We start from the raw sequence: 23,653 nt of genomic DNA on the forward strand, positions 1-23,653 counted from the left end.
TTCCGACTGTCATTCTGCCTTGTCGTCGGGGAGAGGTGGGGTGTCGCCGGGATCGGTCTCGGCCTCGTCTGCCGGGGTGCTGCCCGCGGGCGGATCGTCGTTGAGCATTCTCTGCTCGACCATGTCCCAGGCCGCCGTGCGATCTTCTTCGGCCATCGCGGTCAGCGCCAGCTTGTCGTTGTCGGAAATGCGCCAGAACACCTCCTGGCGGGGTGGCGGCAGGGTCCAGTAATAGGCCTGCACGTCGACCGGCCAGGTATCGTAGGCGGCGCGCTGTTCGGCGGGCCAGCTTTCGTAGGCGGCCAGCCGCTCGGGCGGCATCTCGGCAGCCGGGTCGACCGCAGGCGCTGCGGCCTCCGCCGCATCCGGGCCTGCCGGCGGCATGTCCTGCGACAGCCCGGGCGCAGCCATCGCACCGACGATGATTGCAGGGAAAATGAGGGACGATTTACGCATGGGATACTCCTTTGATTATTCCCGTGCGCGACGAACGCGACCCGCCTCCTGTGCAGGAGACAGCCCGGTGATGACCGAGATGGAGATGAGCGACAAGCCATGCGCGGATCGCCGGTCGCAAAGCGCGGGTGCTTCGGCCCTTTGCCGTGCCGCAAACGCGGCGAACGGCTCGTCGCAGAAGGCGCCGGGGCCTAATGTTGCGGAGGATAGCGCTCGAATTCGGGCAGGCGATGCGCTTCGGCCATCCAGCCGATGCGGTCGGCGACCTGGATATGCGCTTCGGGCGGCAGTTCGTCGGGTTCGTCCAGCGTGGCGACCTGCACGTCGACCAGCCCGGGCAGCATGTCGGCGTTCGAATAGAACAGTCCGGTGCCGCACTGGACGCAGAAATGCCGCCGCCCGTGCTCGGAGGAAGCATAGACCGAAGGTTCGCCCGATACCGTGAGCTGTCCGTCGGTCACCATCGCCCAGCCGACCATCGGCGCGCCCGACGCGCGGCGGCAATCGGTGCAATGGCACAGCGCATGATTGATGACCTCGCCCTCGATCTCGTAGCGGATCGCCCCGCAGTGACAGCTGCCTTCGAGCATCGCGCCCTCCCCGTCGAAAATCTTCTGGCCGCATACATGAAGGGTGACCGCGCAAAGCGCAATCACCCTTCCTCGCCTGGGATCCCCTCAGGAATCCGTCGGCAACATGTCTGTACTGTTTACCTGCGGCTCATGCGCGGCCACGTATTGGCGGGATAGTTACCCCAGTCGAGGCCGGCTGCGCGCGGTTGGATACAGCCATCGGTCATTTCATAGTTCATGCAGACCGGATACATCTTGTCCCCGACCTTCACCATTGTTGCTTTGCCCTGGTCGTTACGTTCAACAACGACGACCTTCTCCTTAGGCTTGTAGCTCTTGTGATCGTCGGCCAGCGCAGCGGCGGCACCAAAGCTGACGGTCATTGCAGCGGCAAGCGATCCTGCGATAAACTTCTTCATTTTCAAGTCCTTCCGGTGTTTCCTCTATGCCTAATCAATGAAAAAAGCCGGTGCAGGTTCCACAAACTTTCCGGAACCTCAGCCTTGCTCATGTGTTGCGCGTTCCCTAACTGTTCGCTGACAGCATGAGCGAGACCGCCCCCACCCCCGACCCGGAAACCTATCCGCTGGCCGAAGCCGCGGGCGACGTCGACCTGCCGGCCTATGCGGAGCGGCTCAACATGCCGCAGCGCGAAGCGGTGCTGACCAGCGAGGGCCCGGTCCTGATGCTGGCAGGTGCCGGGACGGGCAAGACCGCGGCGCTGACCGCCCGGCTCGCGCATCTCATCGCCACGCGCAAGGCGTGGCCGAGCGAGATCCTGTGCGTCACCTTCACCAACAAGGCCGCGCGCGAGATGCGCAGCCGCGTCGGCCAACACATTGGCGATGCGGTCGAAGGCATGCCCTGGCTCGGCACCTTCCATTCGATCTGCGCGCGCATGCTGCGCCGCCATGCCGAGCTGGTGAAGCTGCAGAGCAATTACACTATCATCGATACTGACGATCAACTGCGGCTGCTAAAGCAGCTGATCCAGCAGAACGACCTCGACGAAAAGCGCTGGCCCGCGCGCCAGCTCGCCGGGCTGATCGACCGCTGGAAGAACCGCGGACTCAATCCCGGCGATCTCGATGCAGTGGAAAACGAAAGCTACGCCAACGGACGCGGCGCGCAGTTTTACGAGCTCTACCAGACGCGGCTGAAAGAGCTGAACGCCTGCGATTTCGGCGACCTGCTGCTGCACATGCTCAACATCTTCCGCAAGCACCGCGACGTGCTGGAGCAATACCAGAAGCGGTTCAAATACGTGCTGGTGGACGAATACCAGGATACCAACGCGGTCCAGTACCTGTGGCTGCGGCTGCTGGCGCAGGAGCGCAAGAACATCTGCGTGGTCGGTGACGACGACCAGTCGATCTATTCCTGGCGCGGCGCGGAAGTCGCCAACATCCTGCGTTTCGAAAAAGACTTTCCCGGCGCCAAAGTCATTAAGCTGGAACAGAATTATCGCTCGACGCCGCATATTCTCGCCGCCGCCTCGGGCCTGATCACCGCCAATAGCGAGCGGCTCGGCAAGACTTTGTGGACCGAGGTCAATGCCGGCGAAAAGGTCCGCGTGATCGGCGTGTGGGACGGGCCCGAAGAGGCGCGCCGCGTCGGCGAGGAGATCGAGCGGCTCGAACGCGAAGGCGCGCCGCTGGACGAAGTGGCGATCCTCGTGCGGGCACAATACCAGACGCGCGAATTCGAGGACCGCTTCATCCAGATCGGCCTCAACTACCGCATCATTGGCGGCTTCCGCTTCTACGAGCGCGCCGAAATTCGCGACGCCCTCGCCTATTTGCGCGTCATCGCCCAGCCGCAGGACGACCTTGCGTTCGAGCGTATCTACAACCAGCCCAAGCGCGGCCTCGGCGCAAAAACGCTGGAGAAGATGCACCAGCACGCGCGCCGCACAGGCCTTCCGCTCGCCGCCGCCTCGCTGCAACTGGCAGACAGCGACGAACTCCCCGCGCGCGCATCGAACACGATCGGCGGGCTGATGAAGCAGTTCCTGCATTGGCGCGAACAGTCGGAAAAAACCGAGCCTGCCGAATTGCTGCGGCAGGTCCTCGACGAGAGCGGCTACACCGCCATGCTCGAAAATGAGAAGACTGCCGAGGCCAAAGGACGGCTCGAAAACCTTTCCGAACTCGCCCGCGCCATGGAGGAATACGAAACGCTCGGCGATTTCCTCGAACATGTCGCGCTGGTCATGGACAATGACGCGAACCCCGACGAGGAAAAGGTCACCATCATGACCATGCATGCGGCCAAGGGGCTGGAATTCAATCACGTCTTCCTGCCGGGCTGGGAAGAAGGTGTTTTCCCCAGCCAGCGCGCGCTCGACGAAGGCGGGCTCGCGAGCCTCGAAGAGGAACGGCGCCTGGCCTATGTCGCCATTACCCGCGCGCGGCGCCGCTGCACGATCCTCCACGCCGCCAACCGCCGCATTTACGGCCAGTGGACGAGCAGCATCCCCAGCCGGTTCATCGAGGAACTGCCGGATGAGCAGGTCGAGAGCGAAACCACGCTGACCGGCGGCGCATCGCTTTGGCGCGCCAATTGGAGCGAGAGCGACGATCCGTTCGCCCATGTCGCCCGCGACAAGCCGGATCGATCGGCCCAGCGCGGCCCCGGCTGGCAGCGCGCGCTCGAAAGCGGCTACGACACCAAACAGCTCGCGGTGAAGGAGAGCCGCCGCAGCGCCGCCAGCTTCGCCGCCCGGCCTCGCACCGATATCGCGGTCGGCGCGCGCGTGTTCCACGACAAGTTCGGCTACGGCATCGTGATGGACCAGGAAGGCAACAAGCTCGAGATCGAATTCGAGAAGAGCGGCACGAAGCGCGTGATCGACAGTTTTGTCACAGCGGCCTGAGCCCCGTCGTATCGAGGAACTCCGAGCCGCTCAGTCGGTTGAATGTCGACACGGTGCGTCATGCAGTCGCAGGGCCGGGCTCACCGACATCGCATGAGACCATCAACGGAACACCGGCAGTAAATGGACGACCAACCTACCACCAGGGCCAATCGCGTAGGCCATCCCGAAAGCTCGCGGCAGGCCTATTCCTCGGAATCCGGAGCGACGCACGGATCGCTCGCCTTCCCCGGCGCGTCGGGACTGCTGTTCGAGCAGGCGATGGCCCAGACGCGCATGGCGGTATGCCTGACGGATCCGCATCAGCCCGACCATCCCATCGTCTTCTGCAACGCGGCCTTCGAACGGCTGACGGGGTACGAGGAAAAGGACATCATCGGGCGCAATTGCCGCTTCCTGCAAGGTGCGCGGACGGACGAGAGCCAGGTCGCCCGCATCCGCGATGCCCTTGCCAAGGAAGAGGTGGCCGTCGTCGAACTACTGAATTACCGCAAGGACGGATCGACCTTCTGGAACGCCCTGCATCTGGGGCCGATCTACGACGAGAGCGGCAAGCTCAAATATTTCTTCCGGAGCCAGTGGGACGTCACCGATATCCACGAGGCCCGGGCCGAGCAACGCCATGCCAAGGCGATGGCGCGCGAGGTCTCGCACCGGCTCAAGAACGTGTTCTCCGTGATTGCCGGGATCGTCAACATCACCGGTCGTTCGATGGACGCCCGCCCGGTTGCCAGTCGGATCAACGAGCGCGTCCAGGCGCTCGGACGCGCCTACGAACCGACCCTGGACGAAGCCTTCATGGGCACGATTGAAGTGGGTCAGGCCATCCGCGCAATCCTCGCCCCCTACGATCCCGAGGGCGACCGTGTGTCTCTCGAAGGAAACGGCGTGCGGACCGAGCCGAATGCGATTTCGTCGATCGGCCTGACGCTGCACGAGCTGGCCAGCAATGCGATCAAATATGGCGCGCTGTCCAACGAGACCGGCACGATCGACGTCTCGTGGCACCATGAGCGCGACGATCACGACCGCCGCCGGCTGGTGATCGACTGGAAGGAAAGCGGCGGCCCGACGATCGAAGGGCCGCCGGAGACAGGGGGAACGGGGTTCGATATTTCGGAAACCTTGCTGTCCTATTCGAACGGCACGCTCGAAAAACGGTGGGATCGCGACGGGCTGTTCGTGCGCATCGCCATCCCGATCGAGCAATAGATTCCGGAGACGAATTGATGCCCAAAGTTCTCGTGCTCGAAGACGAGCCGCTGATCGCCATGAACCTGCAATACGCCTTCGAAGACGAGGGAGCCGAAGTGGTGGTCGCGGCGACGTGCGAACAGGCGCTGAAATCTCTTGCGGACAATCCGATCGACGTCGCCGTGCTGGACGTCAATCTCGGCCCCAAGTCGCATTGCGGCCCTGTCGCCGACGCCCTCAAACAGCGCGCGATCCCCTTCATCCTCCACACCGGCGACCTCGACCGTCACGGGGAGCTTTTGCGCAAGATCGACGCCCCGGTGATGGCGAAACCCGCGGACACGAGCGACGTGGCAAAACGCGCCCTCGAAATGTGCGGAGGGGACAAGGAACCGGCCTGAGCGGGCGATAATGGCTCCCTGGCTGCATTTGGCCCCGAGAGAGACGCCCATTTCCTACACCCAACCGGCTTGCTAAGCCGACCGCGCTCTTTGATCCTGTAAAGCGTTTCACCCGGCCCCGCCCCCAGCGGGGCTTTCGTATTCCGGCGCAAACTTTCGGAAAATCCGCCCGCACATACGGGCAAACCTGGTAAACTTGCAAAAAACGCAAACGGACCTGCGGTCAGGCTTTTGCCGTCTCCGGCGCAGCGTCCACGGCCTTGCGGCCGGCCCATGCCCCGAACGGGCGCGCGACTTCGCCGACGAAACCACGCGAACCGCCGTCGACGCCCGTACGACAATTCAGATAGGGTGCGGGATCGATATAGGTTCCGAATACGCGGTCCCACAGCGTCAGGACACCGCCGTAATTGCTGCCGCAAAGGTCAAGATCGTCGATATGGTGCAGGCGGTGCGCGGCGGGCGAAATGAGCCAGCGACCGACCGGCCCGAGCGTCCACGGCACGTCGGCATGGATGAAATGGCCCCACCAGATCCGCATCAGCGCCACCGCCCCGATAGCCCATACCGGCACGCCCAGCAGCAGCAAAGGCGCGGTGTCGACGACGAGCGCCAGCACATAGGCCAGCGGGTGCTTGCGTAAAAGCGCCAGCCACGTCATCGCTTCGTCGGAATGGTGGACAGCATGCATGGGCCATAGGACCGGAGAATGCTCGATACGGTGGCGCCAGTAGATCACCAGCTCGCTCAGGAGCAAAGTCACCGCCAGCACGAAAACGGGATTGGCATCGGCCCAGAATACCAAAAGCCTATTGCTAACGGCCAGCGTATCCGCCCACCAGGCCGCAGCGCCGGCAAGGAAACTGGCGAGCAATACGTAGTTCAGGACAACGAGCGCCAGGTTGGTCTCGGTTTCCCGCCGCGAATTCCTGAAGGCCGCCAAGATCCCGCTGCGCTTGGTCGCCAGCGCCAGCAGGCCGAACATGGCCGCCAGCGGGACGAGCTTCAGGCACAGGGCAAGTGCGGTCTGGGCAAGCGCTTCCATGCCAGCGCTTGTGCCCGAAACAGCCTCAAGAAGTGGTTAAGATTTCGCCGCGCTCACTTGGTGGCGGAAACGCCGAGAAAGCCGGGTTGCGGGCCGTTCCACTCGCCTGCCGGAACCGCATCGTCCCGGTCTTCGCGAGGCGGCTTGCGACCGGTCGAACGCTTGGGCCGTTCCTCGCTCTCGTCACGCCGCTTGCGCGGCTTGCGCGCCGGCTTTTCCTCGTCCTCTTCGCGTGACTGGCGCTCGCGCTTGGGCTTCGGCTTCTGCTCGTCGCCCTTGGACGGATCCTTGAGCTCGACCCGGACATCGTCCTTGCCGAAGACCTTGATCTTGTTTTCCGTCAGCTTCTCGACATTGTCGATCGCCTCGGCGTCTTCCGGCGCGACAAAAGTGAAGGCACGCCCCTTCGCACCTGCCCTGCCGGTGCGGCCGATACGATGGACATAATCATCGGGATGCCACGGTGTGTCGAAATTGAACACGTGGCTGACACCCTTGATGTCGAGGCCCCGCGCAGCGACGTCGCTGGCGACGAGGATGTTGATCTCGCCGTCCTTGAAGCGCTGCAGCTCTGCATTCCGCTGGTTCTGGTCGATGTCGCCGTGGATCTCGCCGCTTTTGAAACCGCGCCGCTGCAGGCTCTTGTTGAGTTCGCGCACGGTCGTCTTGCGGTTGGCAAAAACGATCGCGGTTTCGACATGATCGTTTTCTAGCAGCCATTCGAGCGTCTCGCGTTTCTGGCGTTGGCCGACGTTCACGCGAAAAGCGGTGATGTCCTTGTTGGTTGTCGCCGCACGGGTCGTCTCGATCCGCTTGGGGTTCGACATGAACTGCTTGGAGAGCTTCTCGATCGGCGGCGGCATGGTCGCCGAGAACAGCATGGTCTGGCGCTGTTCGGGCAGCTTGGAGCAAATGAATTCGATATCGGGAATGAAGCCCATATCGAGCATGCGGTCCGCTTCGTCGATGACGAGCAGTTCGCAACCGTTGAGCAGGATCTTGCCGCGCTCGAACAGGTCCATCAACCGGCCTGGGGTCGCGATCAAGACATCGACGCCTTCATTGAGCGCCTTGATCTGGTCTCCCATCTGCACGCCGCCGATCAGCAGCGCCATCTTGAGATCGTGGTTTTCGCCATATTTTTCGAAATTTTCCGCGACTTGCGCAGCCAGCTCTCTGGTGGGCTCGAGGATCAGTGATCGCGGCATAAGCGCGCGGCGCCGGCCGGCCGCCATGATATCGATCATTGGCAGCACAAAGCTTGCGGTCTTGCCCGTTCCGGTTTGCGCGATACCGATGATGTCCTTCATCATCAGCACGGGCGGGATCGCTTGCTCCTGGATCGGGGTAGGCTCGGTATAGCCGGCCTTCTCGACCGATTTGAGCAATTCAGGGGAGAGGCCGAGATCGGCGAATTTCATTCAGATGTCCGGAATAATAAGCGCCTGTTGCCAAGCGGAATTGCGAGGGTGTTGCAGTGCAACACGTCTGCCCGCGAGCCTCTCGCCAAAAGCGCGTGAAAAGTCAAGAAATCGCTGGGCCGAGCGGCGCTTTGCATCGGCCCTAGTTGCGGGTCAGCACCAATCTGCGCAATTGGGACAGTTCGCACTTGGCACCGGTGCGCGACTGCAATTGGTCGCGGTCGATGCAAAGCTGCCCGTCCTTGCTCGGCTCGACATAGAACCCAGAGTAAAAATCGCGAGCGCTGCAGGCCTTTTCCAGTTGCGCGCTGATTATCCGCCGATCGCGCAGAAACAGGATCAGCTTGCTCGGCCCGCCGGTTTGCACCGCTGCAACGCTCTGGAGTGGTACGCACTTGCCCATCTTCTGCTCGGCAAAGCGATCGGGAAAATTGCGCGGCAGATCGGGAATGGCCGGGTTGCGGGGACGTGCCGGAGTGATGCGAACCACGATACGCTGCTCGATCCGCGCCTGCTGCGGATAAGGCCGCGACTGGAGCTCCTCAAACGCACGCCAGCGTTCCTGCTCGCCGCTTGACAGCGTGCTGACAAGGGGCTCAGCATCCGGCCCATAGCCCGCGCCAACCTGCTCTGCGGGCGGTGTCCCCGTCAGCAGCAGCACCATGGGCGCTAGGATGGCAGGCCAACTTGGCATGGCGTGGAAATTCGTCCTCCTCGGGCACCGGTCGCTAGAAATGCGCCCCCAACGGTCCGCGCTGCAATAGCGGGGCCAATTGAATGCTGGCTTAATCCCGATCTCGCAAACCGCAAGGAAGCGCACAAATACTGGCATTGCAGCCCTTCCCTGTGGCAGAGACGACACTGTATGGCCGATATGCAGACTTTCTTCGCACGCGCAGCCGCTATGCTCGGCCCCAAGGGCTTCACGCAGGATCCGGACGTGATCGAGCCGTGGCTGACGGACTGGCGCGGGCGCTACACCGGACGAGCCTTGGCCCTCGCCTCGCCCGGCTCGACACGGGACGTCGCGAAACTGGTTCAGCTTTGCGGGGAATTCGGAGTTCCGATCGTTCCCCAGGGCGGCAATACCGGCATGTGCGGGGGAGCAACGCCGGATGACACGGGGTCCGCCATCCTGCTCTCGCTGCGCCGGATGGACGCGATCCGGTCGCTCGATCCCGATGCCCGGCAGGTCGTGTGCGAAGCCGGGGTAATTCTGCAGACGCTCCATGAAGCGGCGGCGGCGGAAGGGCTGCGCTTCCCCCTCACACTGGGCGGCAAGGGCTCGGCAACGATCGGCGGCTTGATCTCCACCAATGCCGGGGGCACGCAGGTTTTGCGACACGGTACGATGCGGGCTCAGGTGCTGGGTATCGAAGCGGTCATGCCCGATGGCAACGTGTTTGAGGGCTTGGTGCCCCTCAAGAAGGACAATCGCGGTTTCGACCTCAAGCAATTGCTGATCGGGTCCGAGGGGACGCTGGGCATTATTACTGCCGCTAGCCTGCAATTGCAGCCCGCGATCGGCGGACGACGGGTGCTCTGGATCGGGCTGAAAAGCATCCAGCAAGCGCGGCAATTGTTGCTTCATGCGCAGTCTTCGGTCGGCGACGCGCTCGAGGGTTTCGAGGTCGTGCCGCGCCACAGCCTTGAGGCAGTCCTGGATTATTTACCTGAAGCGCGCGATCCGCTGCAGAATTCCCATCCATGGTATGCGCTGGTCGAACTGGTGGCGACCGCCGGCATGGGAGACGCGCTCGATGCGCGGGCCGAGGGGTTGCTCGAGGGCGCTTATCACGATGGGCTCCTCGAAGATGCCACCATCGCCGCAAATGAAACTCAGGCGGAGGAACTATGGCTTTTGCGCGACTCGATCGCCCCTGCCGAGCGGGCGATCGGCCCGGCCATGCAGCACGACATTTCCGTGCCCGTCGCGAAAATGGCCGATTTCGTCGAGCTGGTCTCGCCCGAGATGGAACGACGCTTCCCGGGGACCAGAGCTGTCGCTTTCGGTCACCTCGGTGATGGCAATGTGCATTTTCACATTCTTGCGCCCGACAACGCCATCCGCGGCGAATGGGAAGAAAACGAGGGCAAGGCGATCAGCGCAGTCGTCCACGATCTCGTCACCGAATGGGGTGGTTCGATAAGCGCAGAGCATGGGATCGGCCAGATGAAGCGCGACGAGTTGGCTCGTCTGGGCCATCCCGCAAGCCTCGCGATGATGCGCAGCGTCAAGCAGGCGCTCGACCCGCAAGGACTGTTCAATCCCGGCAAGCTCGTTCCCCTTGCGCGCGAGAGCACAAGCCCCTAAAGCGCTCGCCCATCACGCGCGGTGGCGGAGGGTCGCTGCTCGCGAGACCAGCCTCACGTTTTCGGAGATTATCCATGGCCAGCGCGCCGCAGCCCAGCCTGCCCCTTTTCTATAACGACCTGATGCCGCTCAACACGCGCGATCACGGCAATTACAAGTCCAAGCCGATGGAAACCGCAAAGTGGCTTGCCAAGCAGCATGCCGTGCCGCTTACCGTCGACGAGTTCGTACAGGCGCAGCGCGATTTTCCGATCGTGTTCAGCTCGGGCGAAAACCCGCTGCCGCTGGCGCTGATGGGCCTCAATGAAGGCGTCAACACCTTCGTCGACGAAGAAGGCAAGGTCAACGACCCGGTCTATCTCCCGGCCTACATCCGTCGCTATCCCTTCCTGCTCGCCAAGCTCAATCAGGACAGCGACGATCTCTCGCTGTGTTTCGACCCGACTGCAGGCACGATCGGTGACTTCGATGAAGGCCAGCCGCTGTTTACCGAAGACGGCGCGACCACCGACACCACCAAAGGCATCCTAGACTTCTGCGAGAAGTTCGAAGAAGCCGGCCTGCGGACCAAGGCATTCGTCGACCAGCTCAAGGAGCACGACCTGCTGATGGACGGCGAGATTTCGATCGAGCGAACCGAATTTCCCGGCAAGCCCTACGTTTATCGTGGGTTCCAGATGGTCAATCAGGAAAAGCTGCGCGAAGTGGCAGGCGAAACGCTGGAGACCTGGAACAAGAACGGCATGGTCGCACTGATCTTCGCCCATCTGTTCTCGCTCGACCTGATGCGCGCGATCTTCGCCCGCCAGGTCAACATGGGCCAGGTTCCGGAGCCGGTCGAGGCAGCCGCTTCGTAAGTGCGTTTCTCGGGGGCGTCCGGCTCTTGAATCGGATGCCCCTGATACCGACATTGGTATTGTCTGGGTGGGCACCCCCCTCATCGCCCGCCCGGATAGTGCGCTCAGGCGCACTTCCTCCCTGAACCTTGGCCACCTCGTGCAAACTCCAGCGCGAGGTGGTTTTTTCGTTTCAGGCTTAGCGTTTACCGGCGAGAACTAGCGCCGTCACTCGGCGGCGAGCGGCAGGCCATGATCGCGCGCAGGGGGTACGACTTCTGCAGCCAGGGTCTGGACCAGCCCGGCGAGCATTCGCGCCAAAGCCGGCAGACGCGCACTCGGCTCCTCATGCCGCGCATCGAGATAGAGCGAGCGGCAGATCTCCAGTTGCATGGCGTGGATGCCGACCGAAGGCTTGCCATGTCGATCCAGCACGTAACCCCCGGCATACGGCCGGTTGTGCGCCACTCGCCGACCCTGTTGCCCGAGAAAATGCAATGCTGCGGCCGTCAGGCTGCCGTGAGACGATGCGCCGAAGCGGTCGCCGATTACGAATTCGGCCGGCTTGTCGTCGGGGTGGCGCTTTTTGAGTGGCGGCATCGAATGCAGGTCCAGCAACAGCGCCGCACCCCAGCGCCGCCGCAGGTGCGATAGCGTATCGGCGACAGCCCTGTGATAGGGTTCGTGAATCGTTTCGACCCTGGCATCCAGATCGGCCTGCGTCAGCCGATCGCGCCAGATCTCGCCCAATCCGTGCAGGCGGCGGGGGACCAGGCCGAGCCCACTGCGCGCGCGGCGATTTGCGCGGGAGTTCCCTCGCCCCCTGTCACGCGCTCCGGCGACCATCGACCAGTCCATGTCATCCGGCGCACGGTTCAGATCGAGCATCGCCCTCGGCGCATATGCGACGATGAGCGGCGCATCGGTTTCGGCAACGATCGCTTCTGCAAGCCTGTCGACCATACGGTCTTCCAGCCGCTTCATCGCATATTCGGGACTGCGCATGCGCTGGCGGATCGATTCGGGATACACCCTGCCGGCGTGCGGCACTGCAATCAGAACCGGTAATTCAGGTTTTTCAGAAACTTGTGCACGATAGGCAGGATGTGCCGAACCCGGGATCGTGGGAATGTCCGGCGCTTCGGGCGCCTCACTTGCTGTGTCAGTCACCATTGCTACCGTGCTGGACGGGAAATCAACCTGTGTCAAAGCAGGCCGGATGCGGCAAAGCCAAAGATTTCTTAAGCGATCTGGGCTAAAGGCAGCGCCATGGAACAACACAACAGCTCGCGTCGCATCCTGCTGGCAGAAGACGAGGAGGCCATGCGGACCTATCTCGCCAAGGCGCTCGAAAACGCCGGGTACGATGTGGTCGCGGTCGATCGCGGTACGGCCGCGGTGCCGAAACTTGAATCCCAGCATTTCGACCTGCTTCTGTCGGACATCGTCATGCCGGAAATGGACGGCATCGAGCTGGCGCAACGCTGCAACGAGGTCAGCCCGCATACCAAGGTGATGTTCATTACCGGCTTCGCAGCAGTTTCGCTCAAGGCGAGCAAGGATCAGCCGCGTGCCAAGGTGCTATCGAAACCATTCCACCTGCGCGATCTGGTGATGGAAGTGGACCGCGTTTTCGAGGAACGCGAACAAGCCACGGTCTGACCCGCGTTTAGGTCTTGCACCTGCCGGAAGGCGTCGCTAAATGCCGCGCCTTGCCGGACACGGTCCCGACCGAGACATGGCATTCCGATGGTTCGGGCGTATAGCTCAGTGGTAGAGCACTGTATTGACATTGCAGGGGTCGGAAGTTCAACTCTTCCTACGCCCACCATCGAAGAAAGGCCCGCCACTTGGTGGGCTTTTTCGTTTTTGACCCGGACCGAATGGTGCTCCCGCCCGTTGAGATCGCATGAGCAAAACCCTCCTTTTATTCGGCGCGAGCGGGGGCACCGGTCGCGAAATTCTCGCGCAGGCGCTCGATCGCGGCTGGAAGGTGCGCGGCGCCGAGCGAGATTTTCCTGACGGTTTCTGCGACCATTCGGATTTCGAGCCGCGAGCGGTTGACCTGCTCGATGACGATCTTGGCGATGTGGTCGAAGGCGTAGATGCCGTTATCTCGGCCATCGGCCTGGGGCGCGATCCGCGAACACTGCTCGATCCGCCACCGCTTTATACCGAGGGTACGCGCAATATATGCATCGCGATGCGCGGGGCCGGCGTACGCCGGCTGCTCGCCATTTCCGCTGCCTTTGCCGACCCGAATGTCACTATCCCGGCGTGGTTCGAAGCCTCGATCGCACCGCTTTCGCGCATTTTCAGCCAGATGGCCAATATGGAGATGCTGCTGGGCAGGGAGCCGGATATCGACTGGACGGCTGTCCGCCCGGGCTGGTTGCTCGACAGACCGCATACGGGAGAGTTCAAGACCGCGATGAACGACCTGCCCGAAGGCACGTTGCGTACCCGCCGCGCCGATCTGGCTCATTTCATGCTCGATTGCGTTGAACACGACCTGCACGTGCGCGCAAAACCATTTGTCGCTGCGCCGGAAGAGGAAGACCTCGAAGCGCCCGCCGCACTGGTCGAGGAGCTTTTGCCCGCCTGATTGCACGCGGCGGCAGAAAGCCGCGTTCCCTTGCGCGAACGTCCGCCTCTGCTAAAGCGCGCCCAACTTTGAAACTCCCCAAGAGAGGCAACAGGCAGACATGCAGAAAATCCAGGTCAAGAACCCGGTCGTCGAGCTCGATGGCGACGAAATGACGAAGATCATCTGGCAGTGGATCCGCGAGCGGCTGATCCTGCCCTATCTCGATGTGGACCTGAGGTATTACGACCTCTCGATCGAAAGTCGCGACGAAACCGACGACCAGATCACCGTGGATGCCGCCAACGCGATCAAGGAACACGGCGTCGGCGTCAAATGCGCTACCATCACGCCGGACGAAGCCCGCGTCGAAGAATTCGATCTCAAGAAAATGTGGGTCAGCCCCAACGGCACAATCCGCAATATCCTGGGCGGCGTGGTCTTCCGCGAGCCGATCGTGATCGACAACGTGCCGCGGCTCGTCCCCGGCTGGACCGACCCTATCGTCGTCGGTCGCCATGCATTCGGTGACCAGTATCGCGCCAAGGACACGCTTATCCCCGGCCCGGGCAAGCTTCGCCTCGTCTTCGAAGGTGCGGACGGCGAGAACATCGACATCGACGTTTTCGAGTTCGAAAGCTCCGGCGTCGCCATGGCGATGTACAATCTCGACCAGTCGATCCGCGACTTTGCCCGCGCCAGCATGAACTACGGTCTGGATCGCGGATGGCCAGTCTATCTCTCGACCAAGAACACCATCCTCAAGAAGTACGATGGCCGTTTCAAGGACCTGTTCGAGGAAATCTACGAAGCCGAATTCAAGGACAAGTTCGAGAAGGCCGGCATCCATTACGAGCACCGCCTGATCGACGACATGGTGGCCGCTGCCATGAAGTGGAACGGCAAGTTCGTATGGGCGTGCAAGAACTACGACGGCGACGTCCAGTCGGACACCGTTGCGCAGGGCTTCGGGTCGCTCGGCCTGATGACTTCGGTACTGATGACGCCTGACGGCAAGACCGTCGAAGCGGAAGCCGCCCACGGCACGGTCACGCGCCACTATCGCCAGCACCAGCAGGGCAAGGCGACTTCGACGAACCCGATCGCATCGATCTTCGCCTGGACCCGCGGCCTGATGTATCGCGGCAAGTTCGACGACACGCCCGATGTCGTGCGTTTCGCCGAAACGCTCGAGCGTGTCTGCATTGAGACAGTCGAAAGCGGCAACATGACGAAGGACCTGGCGCTGCTGATCGGCCCGAACCAGAACTGGCTCACTACCGAGCAGTTCTTCGAGGCCATCGTGACCAATCTCGAGAAAGAGATGGCGAACTGGAGTTGAGCTTCGGAACGCCAGGAACTTCCCAGCATGATCCAAGGGCGGCTTGCAACGGCGGGTCGCCCCTTGTGATTCCGGGCGCTATCACACCACCATGACCGATAACCGCACCAAGGCGCGCCTCGAGATCAGGCAGGCCGAACTCAAGGATGTACGCGCGATCGCCGACCTCGTGCGGCGCGTGTATGACGATATGCCGGCCTATACCCATGGCGAGATTCGTGGGCAGTTGAACAATTATCCCGAAGGCTGCTTCGTCGCCAAGCTCGACGGCAAGCTGGTGGGCTATTGTGCCTCGATGCGATTATCGGAACGTGTCGCCTTCTCCAACCACACCTGGGACGAGGTAACCGGCAACGGCTTCGGCAGCCGCCACAATGCCAAGGGCGACTGGCTTTACGGTTATGAAATGTGCGTCGATCCCAAGACGCGCGGTACCCGCATTGGTCGGCGACTCTACGAGGAGCGCCGCGCCTTGGCCGAGCGGCTGGATCTGACCGGAATAGTCTTCGGCGGGCGCATGCCGGGTTTCGCGCGCGCGACCCGCCGCAAGCGCAACCGCGCCGAAACGCCGCAGGACTATCTCGACATGCTGTTGCAAGGAAAATTGCATGACCCTGTCCTGCGCTTCCAGCTTGCCAATGGTTTCGAGCCGGAGGGCGTGCTCGAGAATTATCTGCCGGAAGACAAGGCGTCCAAGGCCAATGCCGTACGCATGGTGTGGCGCAATCCCTATGTCGACAGCGATTCCCCGCCCAAGCACCGCGTGCCGCGCGATGTCGAAAGCGTGCGTATCGCCACCTGCCAGTTGCAGGCGCGCGCCGTGGCAAACTTCGACGAATTCATGCGTCAAATCGAATATTTCGTCGACGTTGCAGCGGACTACGAAGCGGACTTCATAGTCTTTCCGGAGCTCTTCACGCTGATGCTGCTTTCGGCAGAAGAGAAGGAGCTGGGTCCTGCCGAATCGATCGAGGCTCTCAGCCGCTACACGCCGCGCCTGCGCACGCGGCTCAGCGAGATGGCGCTCAATTTCAACATCAACATCATCGGCGGATCGCATCCCACCCGGATGGAAGACGGCGACATCCACAATGTCGCCTATGTCTGCCTGCGCGACGGTTCGGTCCACGCGCAAGAGAAGATCCACCCGACGCCGAACGAAGCCTATTGGTGGAATATCAAGGGCGGCGACAGCATCGATGCGATCCAGACCGACTGCGGCCCGATTGGCGTCCTCATCTGCTACGATTCCGAGTTTCCCGAGCTTGCCCGCCGCTTGACGGACGAAGGCGCGCGGATCATCTTCGTGCCTTTCTGCACCGACAGTCGCCAGGGCTACATGCGGGTGCGCTATTGCGCGCAGGCCCGCGCGATCGAGAACCAGTGTTATGTCGTGATGAGCGGCAATGTCGGCAACCTGCCGAATGTCGCCAACATGGACATCCAGTATGCGCAAAGCTGCATCCTGACTCCGTGCGACTTTCCGTTCGCACGCGACGGCATCGCGGCGGAGGCGAGCGAGAACGTCGAAACCCTCACCATCAGCGACGTCAATCTCGCCGATCTCAGTTGGGCGCGCGCGGAAGGGACCGTGCAAAATCTCGCCGACCGTCGCTTCGATCTCTACCAGATCGAGTGGGACAAACGTGTGGGCCAGGTTTCGGGCCGGATCGGCGAGGACAGCGAAGCACCATCGGCAGGGCCGCACGGCGGTCGTGGAGGATAGGCCATTCGCGACGTGACCTGTTCGGCAGGCGCGCTATAGGGGGTGCATGGCCGGTGAACTCTCCCCCTCCCCGATTTTGCAGGACGCGCTCGTAATCCTTGGTGCGGCGGGGATCGTCATTCCGGTCTTCACCCGTTTCAAGATAACGCCGGTCATCGGTTTCATCCTGATCGGCGTGCTGGTCGGGCCATTCGGCCTTGGCGCATGGGTCTACGAATACGACTGGCTCGAATACATAACGATATCCGATCCCGAAGGGCTCGATCCCTTCGCGGAGTTCGGCATCATATTGCTGTTGTTCGCGATCGGACTGGAATTGTCCTTCAAGCGATTGTGGACGTTGCGAAAGCTGGTGTTCGGACTTGGCGCGATGGAACTGCTGGTGATCGGCACCTGTGCCGCTGCGGTCTTGGCCATGATGGGGCAGTATTGGGTCGGTGCGCTGGCCTTGGGATTCGCTCTCGCCTTCTCCTCGACCGCGATCGTCCTCCCGATCTCCGGCACGAAGACTCCGGTCGGCCGCGCGGCGCTCTCCATGCTGCTGTTCGAAGATATCATGATCGTCCCGATCGTGTTTATCCTTGGTGCTCTCGCGCCCTTCGCGCAGAGCGACGGTGTCACCGGCCTTGTCGATACATTATGGCAGGGTGGATTGGTGATCGTGGCCTTGCTGGTCCTCGGCCGGATCGCGCTGCCCCGTCTGTTCGCCCAGGCCGCGCGCACGAAGAGCCCCGAACTGTTTCTCGCCGCGTCCCTGCTGGTCGTAATCGGATCAAGCCTGGCAACCGGGGTTACCGGCCTTTCGCCGATTGTCGGCGCGTTGATCGCCGGCCTGCTGATCGCGGAAACCGAGTATCACGGCGAGGTCGAATCGATCATGGAGCCGTTCAAGGGACTGGCTCTGGGAATTTTCCTCATCACCGTTGGCATGAGTATCGATCTCGCCAGCATCTGGGACAACCTCTGGCCGATTCTCACCGCCGTCGTCCTGGTGCTCGTGTTCAAGGCGATTGTCACGGGCACGCTCCTGCGCCTGATGGGCGCACGTCGCAGCACTGCGGCCGAAACCGGCGTGCTGATGGCCAGCCCCTCGGAAACGACACTGATCGTGCTTTCGGCGGCGGGTTCGGCCATGCTGATCCAGCCCGGCACACAGCAATTCTGGCAGATCGTGACCGCCATCGGCCTCACGATCACACCTTTGCTCGCCATGCTGGGGCGCGTCATTGCACGGCGGGTCGAGCCGAACCCGTCGCTTGATGTCGGCGAAAGCGACGAGCCGCGCGTGATCATCATCGGCGTCGGGCGCGTCGGCATGCTTGTAGCGGACATGCTCGAAGCACACGAGCGCCCCTATGTCGCCATCGATAGCAATGCCGACCTGATCGCCCGAGCCCGCCGCCGCGGCTATCGCGCCGTTTACGGAGATGCCGCGCGGGGCGATGCGCTCGACAAGCTTGGCGTGGAGAACTCACCCGCCGTGGTGTTGACCATGGACGAGCCCGTTCTAACCGACCGGCTGACCAGCAAATTGCGCAAGGCATATCCCGATCTGTTGATCGTCACCCGCGCTCGTGACAGCCAGCATGCGGCCGATCTTTACCGAGCAGGCGCCAGCCACGCCGTGCCGGAGACGCTCGAAAGCTCGCTGCAGCTGTCCGAGGCGGTGCTCGCAGACATCGGTGTGCCCATGGGGCCGGTCATCGCATCGATCCATGCCAAGCGCGATGAGTTCCGCGACAAGATCCAGCGGGACGCAGGCCTTGCCGAACGACCGAAATTGCGCACGAGTTCGATCCAGGGGTGATTTCTCCGAACCTTTTCATGCGGCTGTGCGTTGGAAGGGAAAGGAGGATTTTATGGCCGACAAAACCGACCCCACCAAACCGATTTCGAATGACGAGAAGTTCAAGCCGCAAAATGTGAAGGGCCCGCTCAAGGATCAGGCGCCGACCGAAAAGCGCGGCAAGCCCGGCGATACCGAAGGATACGATATCGAACAGGGCTCGAGCGGAGTGACGAAAAAAACCCCCAGCGCCTGATAGCGCATCAGGCGGCGGCGCTGGCCAATCGCTCGCGCACCGCGTTGAGCGCCGCCTCGGCTTTCAAGCCATCCGGGCCACCGCCTTGCGCCATGTCCGGACGGCCGCCGCCGCCTTTCCCGCCCAAGACTTCGACCCCCGCACGAACCAGATCGACGGCGTTGTAGCGGTCGGTCAGATCGTCGGTAACGGCAGCAGCGAAGGCAGCTTTCCCCTCGTTGACCGCACAGATGGCTGCGATGCCCGATCCCATGCGTTGTTTGGCTTCGTCCAGAAGTCCGCGCAAATCCTTGGGGTTTAGCCCGTTGATCACCTGACCGCTGAATGTAACATCGCCGATCGTTTCATCTTGGGATTGAGCGACTTGCGAACCACCCCCGCCAAGCGCAAGCTGCTTCCTCGCGTCGGCCAGCTCTTTCTCGAGCGCTTTTCGCTCGTCCAGCAGCGCCGCCACGCGCTCCGCCACCTCTTCGGGATTGGTCCGCAGCGCACTAGCGGCGGATTTGAGCGCTTCCTCGCGCCGCACAAGCCATTGCCGTGCGGCGTCGCCCGTAAGCGCTTCGATACGCCGCACGCCCGAGCTTACCGCACTTTCGGAGATAATCCGGAACAGCTGGATATCGCCCGTTGCGCGCACGTGAGTACCGCCGCAGAGCTCCACGGAATAGTTACGGCCTTCCTTGCTTCGGCGCCCCATGCTGAGCACGCGCACTTCCTCGCCGTATTTCTCGCCGAAAAGCGCGAGCGCCCCCGCATCGACCGCGTCGTCCGGACTCATCAGGCGCGTGGTTACCGTTTCATTGGCACGGATTTCCTCGTTCACTTCGGCCTCGATGGCCGCAATATCATCTTCGCTCAGCGGCTTGGGATGCGAGAAATCGAACCGCAGCCGGTCCTCCGCCACCAGCGAGCCCTTCTGCGTTACATGTTCGCCGAGTCGATTGCGCAATGCAGCATGGACGAGATGTGTCGCCGAGTGATTGGCGCGCACCCGGTCGCGCCGATCGACGTCGACATCGAGATGTAGAGTGTCGCCTTTAAGCACCGTGCCGCTCTGGATCTTGGCCTGGTGCGTGTGCAGCCGCCCAAGCGGCTTGCCGGTGTCGGTGACTTCCACTTTTACACCGTCAGGCGTCGACATGGTACCGGCATCGCCGGTCTGTCCGCCGCTTTCGCCATAGAACGGTGTCTGATTGGTGAGGATCACCACCTCGTCGCCCGCCGATGCGCTGTCGACTTCCTTGCCGTTCTTGACAAGCGCGACCACGCGACCTTCGCCGCTGGTCGAAGTGTAGCCGGTAAACTCGGTCGCACCTTCGCGTTCGGCAATGTCGAACCAGACCTCGCTGTCGGCGGCCTGGCCCGAGCCTTTCCAAGCGGCGCGCGCAGCGTCTTTCTGACGCTGCATGGCGGAGGCGAAGCCCGTCTCGTCGACCGCGATGCCGCGCGGCCGCAGCGCATCTTCGGTCAGGTCGTAGGGGAAGCCATAAGTATCGTAGAGCTTGAACGCCGTTTCGCCGTCGAGCGTATCGCCTTCGCTCATGTCGCCGGTGGCATCGTCGAGAAGGCGCAAGCCTTTCTCCAGCGTCTGGCGGAAACGGGCTTCCTCGCGCTCGAGCGTTTCCTCGATTAGTGCCTGGCCGCGCGTAAGCTCGGGATACGCCTGACCCATCTCCGTGACGAGCGCAGGAACGAGCCGATGCATCAGCGGCTCGCTCGCACCCAGCAGGTGCGCATGCCGCATGGCGCGGCGCATGATGCGGCGCAGGACATAGCCGCGTCCCTCGCTGGAGGGCAGGACGCCGTCGGCGATCAGGAAACTGGTCGAACGCAGGTGGTCCGCGATCACGCGATGGCTGGCGGCCTGGTCGCCCTCAGCCTTGACTCCGGTAAGGCCCTCGGAAGCGCCGATCAGTTCCTTGAACGTGTCGGTATCGTAATTGTCATGCACGCCCTGCATGACCGCGGCGATGCGCTCGAGACCCATGCCGGTGTCGATGTTCTTGTTGGGCAAATCCCCGGTGATCTCGCCACCGGTCTGCTCATGCTGCATGAAGACAAGGTTCCACACCTCGACGAACCGGTCGCCGTCTTCTTCCGGCGAGCCGGGAGGACCGCCGAAGATATGGTCGCCGTGGTCGAAAAAGATCTCCGAGCACGGACCGCATGGGCCATCGTCGCCCATCGCCCAGAAGTTATCCTTGGTGGCGATGCGGATGATGCGCTCTTCCGGCAGGCCAGCGATTTTTCTCCAGAAATCGTAAGCCTCGTCGTCCGTGTGGTAGACGGTCGCAGTCAGGCGCGCGGCATCGATACCCCATTCCCTGGTGAGCAGGGTCCAGGCATGCTCGATTGCCTGTTCCTTGAAGTAATCGCCGAACGAGAAGTTGCCCAGCATTTCGAAAAATGTGTGGTGCCGTGCGGTATAACCGACATTGTCGAGGTCATTGTGCTTACCACCCGCGCGGACACACTTCTGAGAGCTGGTGGCGGTCGGAGCCGGCGGGGTTTCGAGGCCGGTGAAGACGTTCTTGAACGGCACCATGCCCGCGTTGACGAACATGAGCGTGGGATCGTTATAAGGCACGAGCGGTGCGGACGCGATTTCCGCGTGACCGGCACCGGTGAAATAGTCGAGAAAGCTGCGACGAATGTCGTTGGTCGATTGCATGCGCGCGAATTAGGGCGTGAAGGCGCATCGGACAAGCGGGGAATGCGGCGCGGCAATCCCGATGCCCGATATCAGCTTTTCTTTGCTGTCACGATCCATGCCGATGCCTTCAACGCAACCAGCCCATCGTCCGCGTGTCTTTCGAGATAGACTCGGAGCCTGCTCCGGAACTCATCCTTCGCGGCATCGTCCAGCTTCGAAGCGAGCTTGGCAGCCGGGCCGATTACGGAAAAGTGTGTCATCGCGTCCTCGATGGCCTCTTCGCCGGTGCCGACGACATAGGCGAAATCGACAGGTTCGAATGCAATGTCCTGCCATCCTGCATCGGCCAGCAGCGAATGCACGAACTGGCGATCGGCAAAGGCGAAGGGGCCGGGCGTGTAAGCCGATGGTGGCGGCTCGGCATCGACCGGCACCATCCGTGCAACGTCCGAGGCCCATGGATTTTCCTGAAGATCGCGGAAACAACTGAAGACCAAGCGACCATCGTCGGTCACGATGCTACGCAAATGCGCGAAGGCAGCCGCGGGATCGTCGAAGAACATCACACCATGCCGCGATACGATCAGATCGGGGTGAAAATCGGCATCGCGCCACCGCGAAGCATCGCCGACTTCGAATTGTGCATTCACCAGATGCTCGCCGCGCTGCCGGGCGACTGCGACGAGCGCTTCACTGACATCGAGGCCGATAAACTGTGCGTGCGGGTGCCCACGCGCGAGCGCCAGCGACAGTTCCCCGGCGCCGCATCCGACATCGAGTGCGCGTGTGATGCGCCTCGCGCTGGCCGCGCCCAGCAAGCGGTCGGTCAACCCGGAGAAGCTGCGGTCCGTGCGGCGATAATGTTTCGCCCAGACGCTGCCGGTATCGCCTTCCCAGGCGGCCTTGTCTGTCATGTGCCAGTTTCCCCTCACCGCCCAAGTAAATGCTCTGGTTCATTTGGGGAAGCCATGAACGCCAGCCGTGAACAGCTTGGTGAAAGGAAAAGCCGGCGCGGATTTCGGGGGCATCCGCGCCGGCGATCCATGTGTTCGGGTGCCCTTTGCAAAGTGGGGCACCCGCTTGAGAAGCGTGCCTCAGTCCTCAGCGTCAGGACCGGTCATCATCTCCTCGGCGACCTCGTCGGTTTTACCGCGAATGGCGGCTTCCAACTTGTCGCAAATCTCGGGATTTTCCTTGAGATAGGTCTTGGCGTTCTCGCGCCCCTGCCCGATCCGGATGCTGTCGTAGCTGAACCAGGAGCCGGACTTCTCGACGATCCCGGCCTTGACGCCGAGGTCGAGGATTTCGCCGATCTTGGAGATGCCTTCGCCATACATGATGTCGAATTCGACCTGCTTGAACGGCGGGGCGACCTTGTTCTTGACAACCTTCACGCGGGTCGAGTTGCCGACCACTTCGTCCCGGTCCTTGATCTGGCCGGTACGGCGAATGTCCAGCCGGACCGAAGCGTAGAACTTGAGCGCGTTTCCGCCCGTCGTCGTCTCGGGGTTGCCGTACATCACACCGATCTTCATGCGCAGCTGGTTGATGAAGATCACCATGCACTTGGAACGGTTGATCGAGCCGGTCAGCTTGCGTAGCGACTGGCTCATCAGGCGGGCCTGCAGGCCGACGTGGCTGTCGCCCATCTCGCCTTCGATCTCCGCACGCGGAACCAGAGCGGCGACCGAATCGACGACGAGGATATCGACTGCATTGGAACGCACCAATGTGTCGGTAATCTCGAGCGCCTGCTCGCCGGTATCGGGCTGCGAGACGATCAATTCATCGATGTCGACGCCCAGTGCCTTGGCATAGACAGGGTCGAGCGCATGCTCGGCATCGACGAAGGCAGCGGTCCCGCCGGCCTTCTGGGCTTCGGCGATGGCGTGCAGCGCGAGCGTTGTCTTGCCCGAGCTTTCCGGGCCATAGACTTCGATCACGCGGCCCTTGGGGAGGCCGCCGATGCCAAGCGCGATATCCAGCCCGAGCGACCCGGTCGAAATCGCTTCGACATTCATCGCTTCCTTCGAACCCAGCTTCATCGCCGAGCCCTTGCCGAACGCGCGGTCGATCTGGGCGAGTGCTGCGTCAAGCGCCTTCTGACGGTCCACGTTGTTTTCCTTTTCAACCAGCTTCAGATTGGCGGACATCGCATTGTCTCCCTCGCTTGCCTAGGGGCCATTTCCCCT

At 62.3% G+C, this 23,653-nt stretch carries 21 protein-coding genes and 1 tRNA gene; 12 read left to right on the forward strand and 10 right to left on the reverse strand.

Features of this window, described 5'->3' with window-relative positions:
• Positions 1-9 precede the first annotated feature (9 nt).
• The 3 genes from EL2594_RS14895 to EL2594_RS07560 all read right to left on the reverse strand — a co-directional run bounded on the left by EL2594_RS14895 (position 10) and on the right by EL2594_RS07560 (position 1,447).
• On the reverse strand, positions 10-456 hold the full coding sequence (locus tag EL2594_RS14895; RefSeq protein WP_011414451.1) for a hypothetical protein: 447 nt from the start codon (positions 454-456) through the stop codon (positions 10-12).
• Between the two features lie 191 nt (positions 457-647).
• Positions 648-1,112 carry a GFA family protein gene (locus EL2594_RS07555; RefSeq protein ID WP_011414453.1) on the reverse strand — a complete coding sequence of 155 codons (465 nt, stop codon included), beginning with the start codon at positions 1,110-1,112 and terminating at the stop codon, positions 648-650.
• Positions 1,113-1,165: 53 nt separating this feature from the next.
• A complete protein-coding gene (locus tag EL2594_RS07560) occupies positions 1,166-1,447 on the reverse strand; it encodes a hypothetical protein (RefSeq protein ID WP_011414454.1) in 282 nt (93 codons plus the stop codon).
• A 125-nt stretch (positions 1,448-1,572) separates the two neighbouring features.
• Here EL2594_RS07560 and EL2594_RS07565 point away from each other — a divergent pair, with 125 nt between their 5' ends.
• From EL2594_RS07565 to EL2594_RS07575, 3 genes are all read left to right on the forward strand, one after another.
• Positions 1,573-3,903, forward strand: a complete 2,331-nt coding sequence (locus tag EL2594_RS07565) for an ATP-dependent helicase (protein WP_011414455.1) — start codon at positions 1,573-1,575, stop codon at positions 3,901-3,903.
• A gap of 123 nt (positions 3,904-4,026) precedes the next feature.
• Positions 4,027-5,115 carry a PAS domain-containing protein gene (locus tag EL2594_RS07570; protein ID WP_011414456.1) on the forward strand — a complete coding sequence of 363 codons (1,089 nt, stop codon included), beginning with the start codon at positions 4,027-4,029 and terminating at the stop codon, positions 5,113-5,115.
• A 17-nt stretch (positions 5,116-5,132) separates the two neighbouring features.
• A complete protein-coding gene (locus EL2594_RS07575) occupies positions 5,133-5,498 on the forward strand; it encodes a response regulator (protein ID WP_011414457.1) in 366 nt (121 codons plus the stop codon).
• Positions 5,499-5,721: 223 nt separating this feature from the next.
• On the opposite strand, the gene EL2594_RS07580 is transcribed toward EL2594_RS07575, so the two are convergent.
• From EL2594_RS07580 to EL2594_RS07590, 3 genes are all read right to left on the reverse strand, one after another.
• Positions 5,722-6,543 (reverse strand): sterol desaturase family protein, encoded by an 822-nt coding sequence (locus EL2594_RS07580; protein ID WP_011414458.1) that lies wholly within the window; start codon positions 6,541-6,543, stop codon positions 5,722-5,724.
• Between the two features lie 53 nt (positions 6,544-6,596).
• A complete protein-coding gene (locus EL2594_RS07585) occupies positions 6,597-7,964 on the reverse strand; it encodes a DEAD/DEAH box helicase (protein WP_011414459.1) in 1,368 nt (455 codons plus the stop codon).
• A gap of 142 nt (positions 7,965-8,106) precedes the next feature.
• Complete coding sequence (locus EL2594_RS07590; RefSeq protein ID WP_011414460.1) at positions 8,107-8,628, reverse strand: hypothetical protein; 522 nt, start codon at positions 8,626-8,628, stop codon at positions 8,107-8,109.
• A gap of 201 nt (positions 8,629-8,829) precedes the next feature.
• On the opposite strand from EL2594_RS07590, the gene EL2594_RS07595 reads away from it, so the two are divergent.
• Both EL2594_RS07595 and EL2594_RS07600 read left to right on the forward strand, forming a co-directional pair.
• The gene (locus tag EL2594_RS07595; protein ID WP_011414461.1) at positions 8,830-10,278 is read left to right on the forward strand and encodes an FAD-binding oxidoreductase; all 1,449 of its coding nucleotides are present in this window, start codon (positions 8,830-8,832) and stop codon (positions 10,276-10,278) included.
• A 74-nt stretch (positions 10,279-10,352) separates the two neighbouring features.
• Complete coding sequence (locus tag EL2594_RS07600; protein WP_011414462.1) at positions 10,353-11,135, forward strand: SapC family protein; 783 nt, start codon at positions 10,353-10,355, stop codon at positions 11,133-11,135.
• Between the two features lie 207 nt (positions 11,136-11,342).
• Here EL2594_RS07600 and EL2594_RS07605 read toward each other — a convergent pair whose 3' ends face one another.
• On the reverse strand, positions 11,343-12,287 hold the full coding sequence (locus tag EL2594_RS07605) for an N-formylglutamate amidohydrolase (RefSeq protein WP_049762449.1): 945 nt from the start codon (positions 12,285-12,287) through the stop codon (positions 11,343-11,345).
• 96 nt (positions 12,288-12,383) lie between these two features.
• Between EL2594_RS07605 and cpdR the strand changes: the two genes are divergently transcribed.
• The 7 genes from cpdR (at position 12,384) to EL2594_RS07640 (ending at position 18,808) form a co-directional block, all read left to right on the forward strand.
• A complete protein-coding gene (cpdR, locus tag EL2594_RS07610; RefSeq protein ID WP_011414464.1) occupies positions 12,384-12,776 on the forward strand; it encodes a cell cycle two-component system response regulator CpdR in 393 nt (130 codons plus the stop codon).
• Between the two features lie 94 nt (positions 12,777-12,870).
• Positions 12,871-12,945, forward strand: a tRNA-Val gene (locus EL2594_RS07615).
• Between the two features lie 78 nt (positions 12,946-13,023).
• Positions 13,024-13,719 carry an NAD(P)H-binding protein gene (locus tag EL2594_RS07620; RefSeq protein ID WP_011414465.1) on the forward strand — a complete coding sequence of 232 codons (696 nt, stop codon included), beginning with the start codon at positions 13,024-13,026 and terminating at the stop codon, positions 13,717-13,719.
• A gap of 100 nt (positions 13,720-13,819) precedes the next feature.
• Complete coding sequence (locus tag EL2594_RS07625; protein WP_011414466.1) at positions 13,820-15,040, forward strand: NADP-dependent isocitrate dehydrogenase; 1,221 nt, start codon at positions 13,820-13,822, stop codon at positions 15,038-15,040.
• 91 nt (positions 15,041-15,131) lie between these two features.
• Entirely contained in the window at positions 15,132-16,766 is a 1,635-nt protein-coding gene (locus tag EL2594_RS07630; RefSeq protein WP_011414467.1) for a bifunctional GNAT family N-acetyltransferase/carbon-nitrogen hydrolase family protein, read from the forward strand.
• 46 nt (positions 16,767-16,812) lie between these two features.
• Entirely contained in the window at positions 16,813-18,573 is a 1,761-nt protein-coding gene (locus tag EL2594_RS07635; protein WP_011414468.1) for a cation:proton antiporter, read from the forward strand.
• A gap of 52 nt (positions 18,574-18,625) precedes the next feature.
• Entirely contained in the window at positions 18,626-18,808 is a 183-nt protein-coding gene (locus EL2594_RS07640; protein ID WP_011414469.1) for a hypothetical protein, read from the forward strand.
• Between the two features lie 7 nt (positions 18,809-18,815).
• Here the strand turns inward: EL2594_RS07640 and alaS are convergent, their stop codons facing one another.
• From alaS to recA, 3 genes are all read right to left on the reverse strand, one after another.
• Entirely contained in the window at positions 18,816-21,479 is a 2,664-nt protein-coding gene (gene alaS, locus EL2594_RS07645) for an alanine--tRNA ligase (RefSeq protein ID WP_011414470.1), read from the reverse strand.
• A 71-nt stretch (positions 21,480-21,550) separates the two neighbouring features.
• Positions 21,551-22,375, reverse strand: coding sequence for a class I SAM-dependent methyltransferase (locus tag EL2594_RS07650; RefSeq protein ID WP_011414471.1), 825 nt, complete (start codon positions 22,373-22,375; stop codon positions 21,551-21,553).
• Between the two features lie 180 nt (positions 22,376-22,555).
• Positions 22,556-23,614 carry a recombinase RecA gene (gene recA / locus EL2594_RS07655; protein ID WP_011414472.1) on the reverse strand — a complete coding sequence of 353 codons (1,059 nt, stop codon included), beginning with the start codon at positions 23,612-23,614 and terminating at the stop codon, positions 22,556-22,558.
• Positions 23,615-23,653: the final 39 nt, after the last annotated feature.

This window comes from Erythrobacter litoralis HTCC2594, assembly GCF_000013005.1.
Taxonomy (GTDB): Bacteria; Pseudomonadota; Alphaproteobacteria; order Sphingomonadales; family Sphingomonadaceae; genus Parerythrobacter; species Parerythrobacter litoralis_A.

Coding starts and splice junctions, on each gene's coding strand:
- EL2594_RS07570 (WP_011414456.1), top strand. CDS start 4,027: ATGGACGACCAACCTACCACCAGGGCCAATCGCGTAGGCCATCCCGAA.
- EL2594_RS07595 (WP_011414461.1), top strand. CDS start 8,830: ATGGCCGATATGCAGACTTTCTTCGCACGCGCAGCCGCTATGCTCGGC.
- EL2594_RS14895 (WP_011414451.1), bottom strand. CDS start 456: ATGCGTAAATCGTCCCTCATTTTCCCTGCAATCATCGTCGGTGCGATG.
- EL2594_RS07605 (WP_049762449.1), bottom strand. CDS start 12,287: ATGGTGACTGACACAGCAAGTGAGGCGCCCGAAGCGCCGGACATTCCC.
- EL2594_RS07650 (WP_011414471.1), bottom strand. CDS start 22,375: ATGACAGACAAGGCCGCCTGGGAAGGCGATACCGGCAGCGTCTGGGCG.
- EL2594_RS07625 (WP_011414466.1), top strand. CDS start 13,820: ATGCAGAAAATCCAGGTCAAGAACCCGGTCGTCGAGCTCGATGGCGAC.
- EL2594_RS07600 (WP_011414462.1), top strand. CDS start 10,353: ATGGCCAGCGCGCCGCAGCCCAGCCTGCCCCTTTTCTATAACGACCTG.
- EL2594_RS07590 (WP_011414460.1), bottom strand. CDS start 8,628: ATGGTGCTGCTGCTGACGGGGACACCGCCCGCAGAGCAGGTTGGCGCG.
- EL2594_RS07565 (WP_011414455.1), top strand. CDS start 1,573: ATGAGCGAGACCGCCCCCACCCCCGACCCGGAAACCTATCCGCTGGCC.
- EL2594_RS07630 (WP_011414467.1), top strand. CDS start 15,132: ATGACCGATAACCGCACCAAGGCGCGCCTCGAGATCAGGCAGGCCGAA.
- EL2594_RS07575 (WP_011414457.1), top strand. CDS start 5,133: ATGCCCAAAGTTCTCGTGCTCGAAGACGAGCCGCTGATCGCCATGAAC.
- recA (WP_011414472.1), bottom strand. CDS start 23,614: ATGTCCGCCAATCTGAAGCTGGTTGAAAAGGAAAACAACGTGGACCGT.
- EL2594_RS07640 (WP_011414469.1), top strand. CDS start 18,626: ATGGCCGACAAAACCGACCCCACCAAACCGATTTCGAATGACGAGAAG.
- EL2594_RS07585 (WP_011414459.1), bottom strand. CDS start 7,964: ATGAAATTCGCCGATCTCGGCCTCTCCCCTGAATTGCTCAAATCGGTC.
- EL2594_RS07620 (WP_011414465.1), top strand. CDS start 13,024: ATGAGCAAAACCCTCCTTTTATTCGGCGCGAGCGGGGGCACCGGTCGC.
- cpdR (WP_011414464.1), top strand. CDS start 12,384: ATGGAACAACACAACAGCTCGCGTCGCATCCTGCTGGCAGAAGACGAG.
- EL2594_RS07635 (WP_011414468.1), top strand. CDS start 16,813: ATGGCCGGTGAACTCTCCCCCTCCCCGATTTTGCAGGACGCGCTCGTA.
- alaS (WP_011414470.1), bottom strand. CDS start 21,479: ATGCAATCGACCAACGACATTCGTCGCAGCTTTCTCGACTATTTCACC.
- EL2594_RS07580 (WP_011414458.1), bottom strand. CDS start 6,543: ATGGAAGCGCTTGCCCAGACCGCACTTGCCCTGTGCCTGAAGCTCGTC.
- EL2594_RS07560 (WP_011414454.1), bottom strand. CDS start 1,447: ATGAAGAAGTTTATCGCAGGATCGCTTGCCGCTGCAATGACCGTCAGC.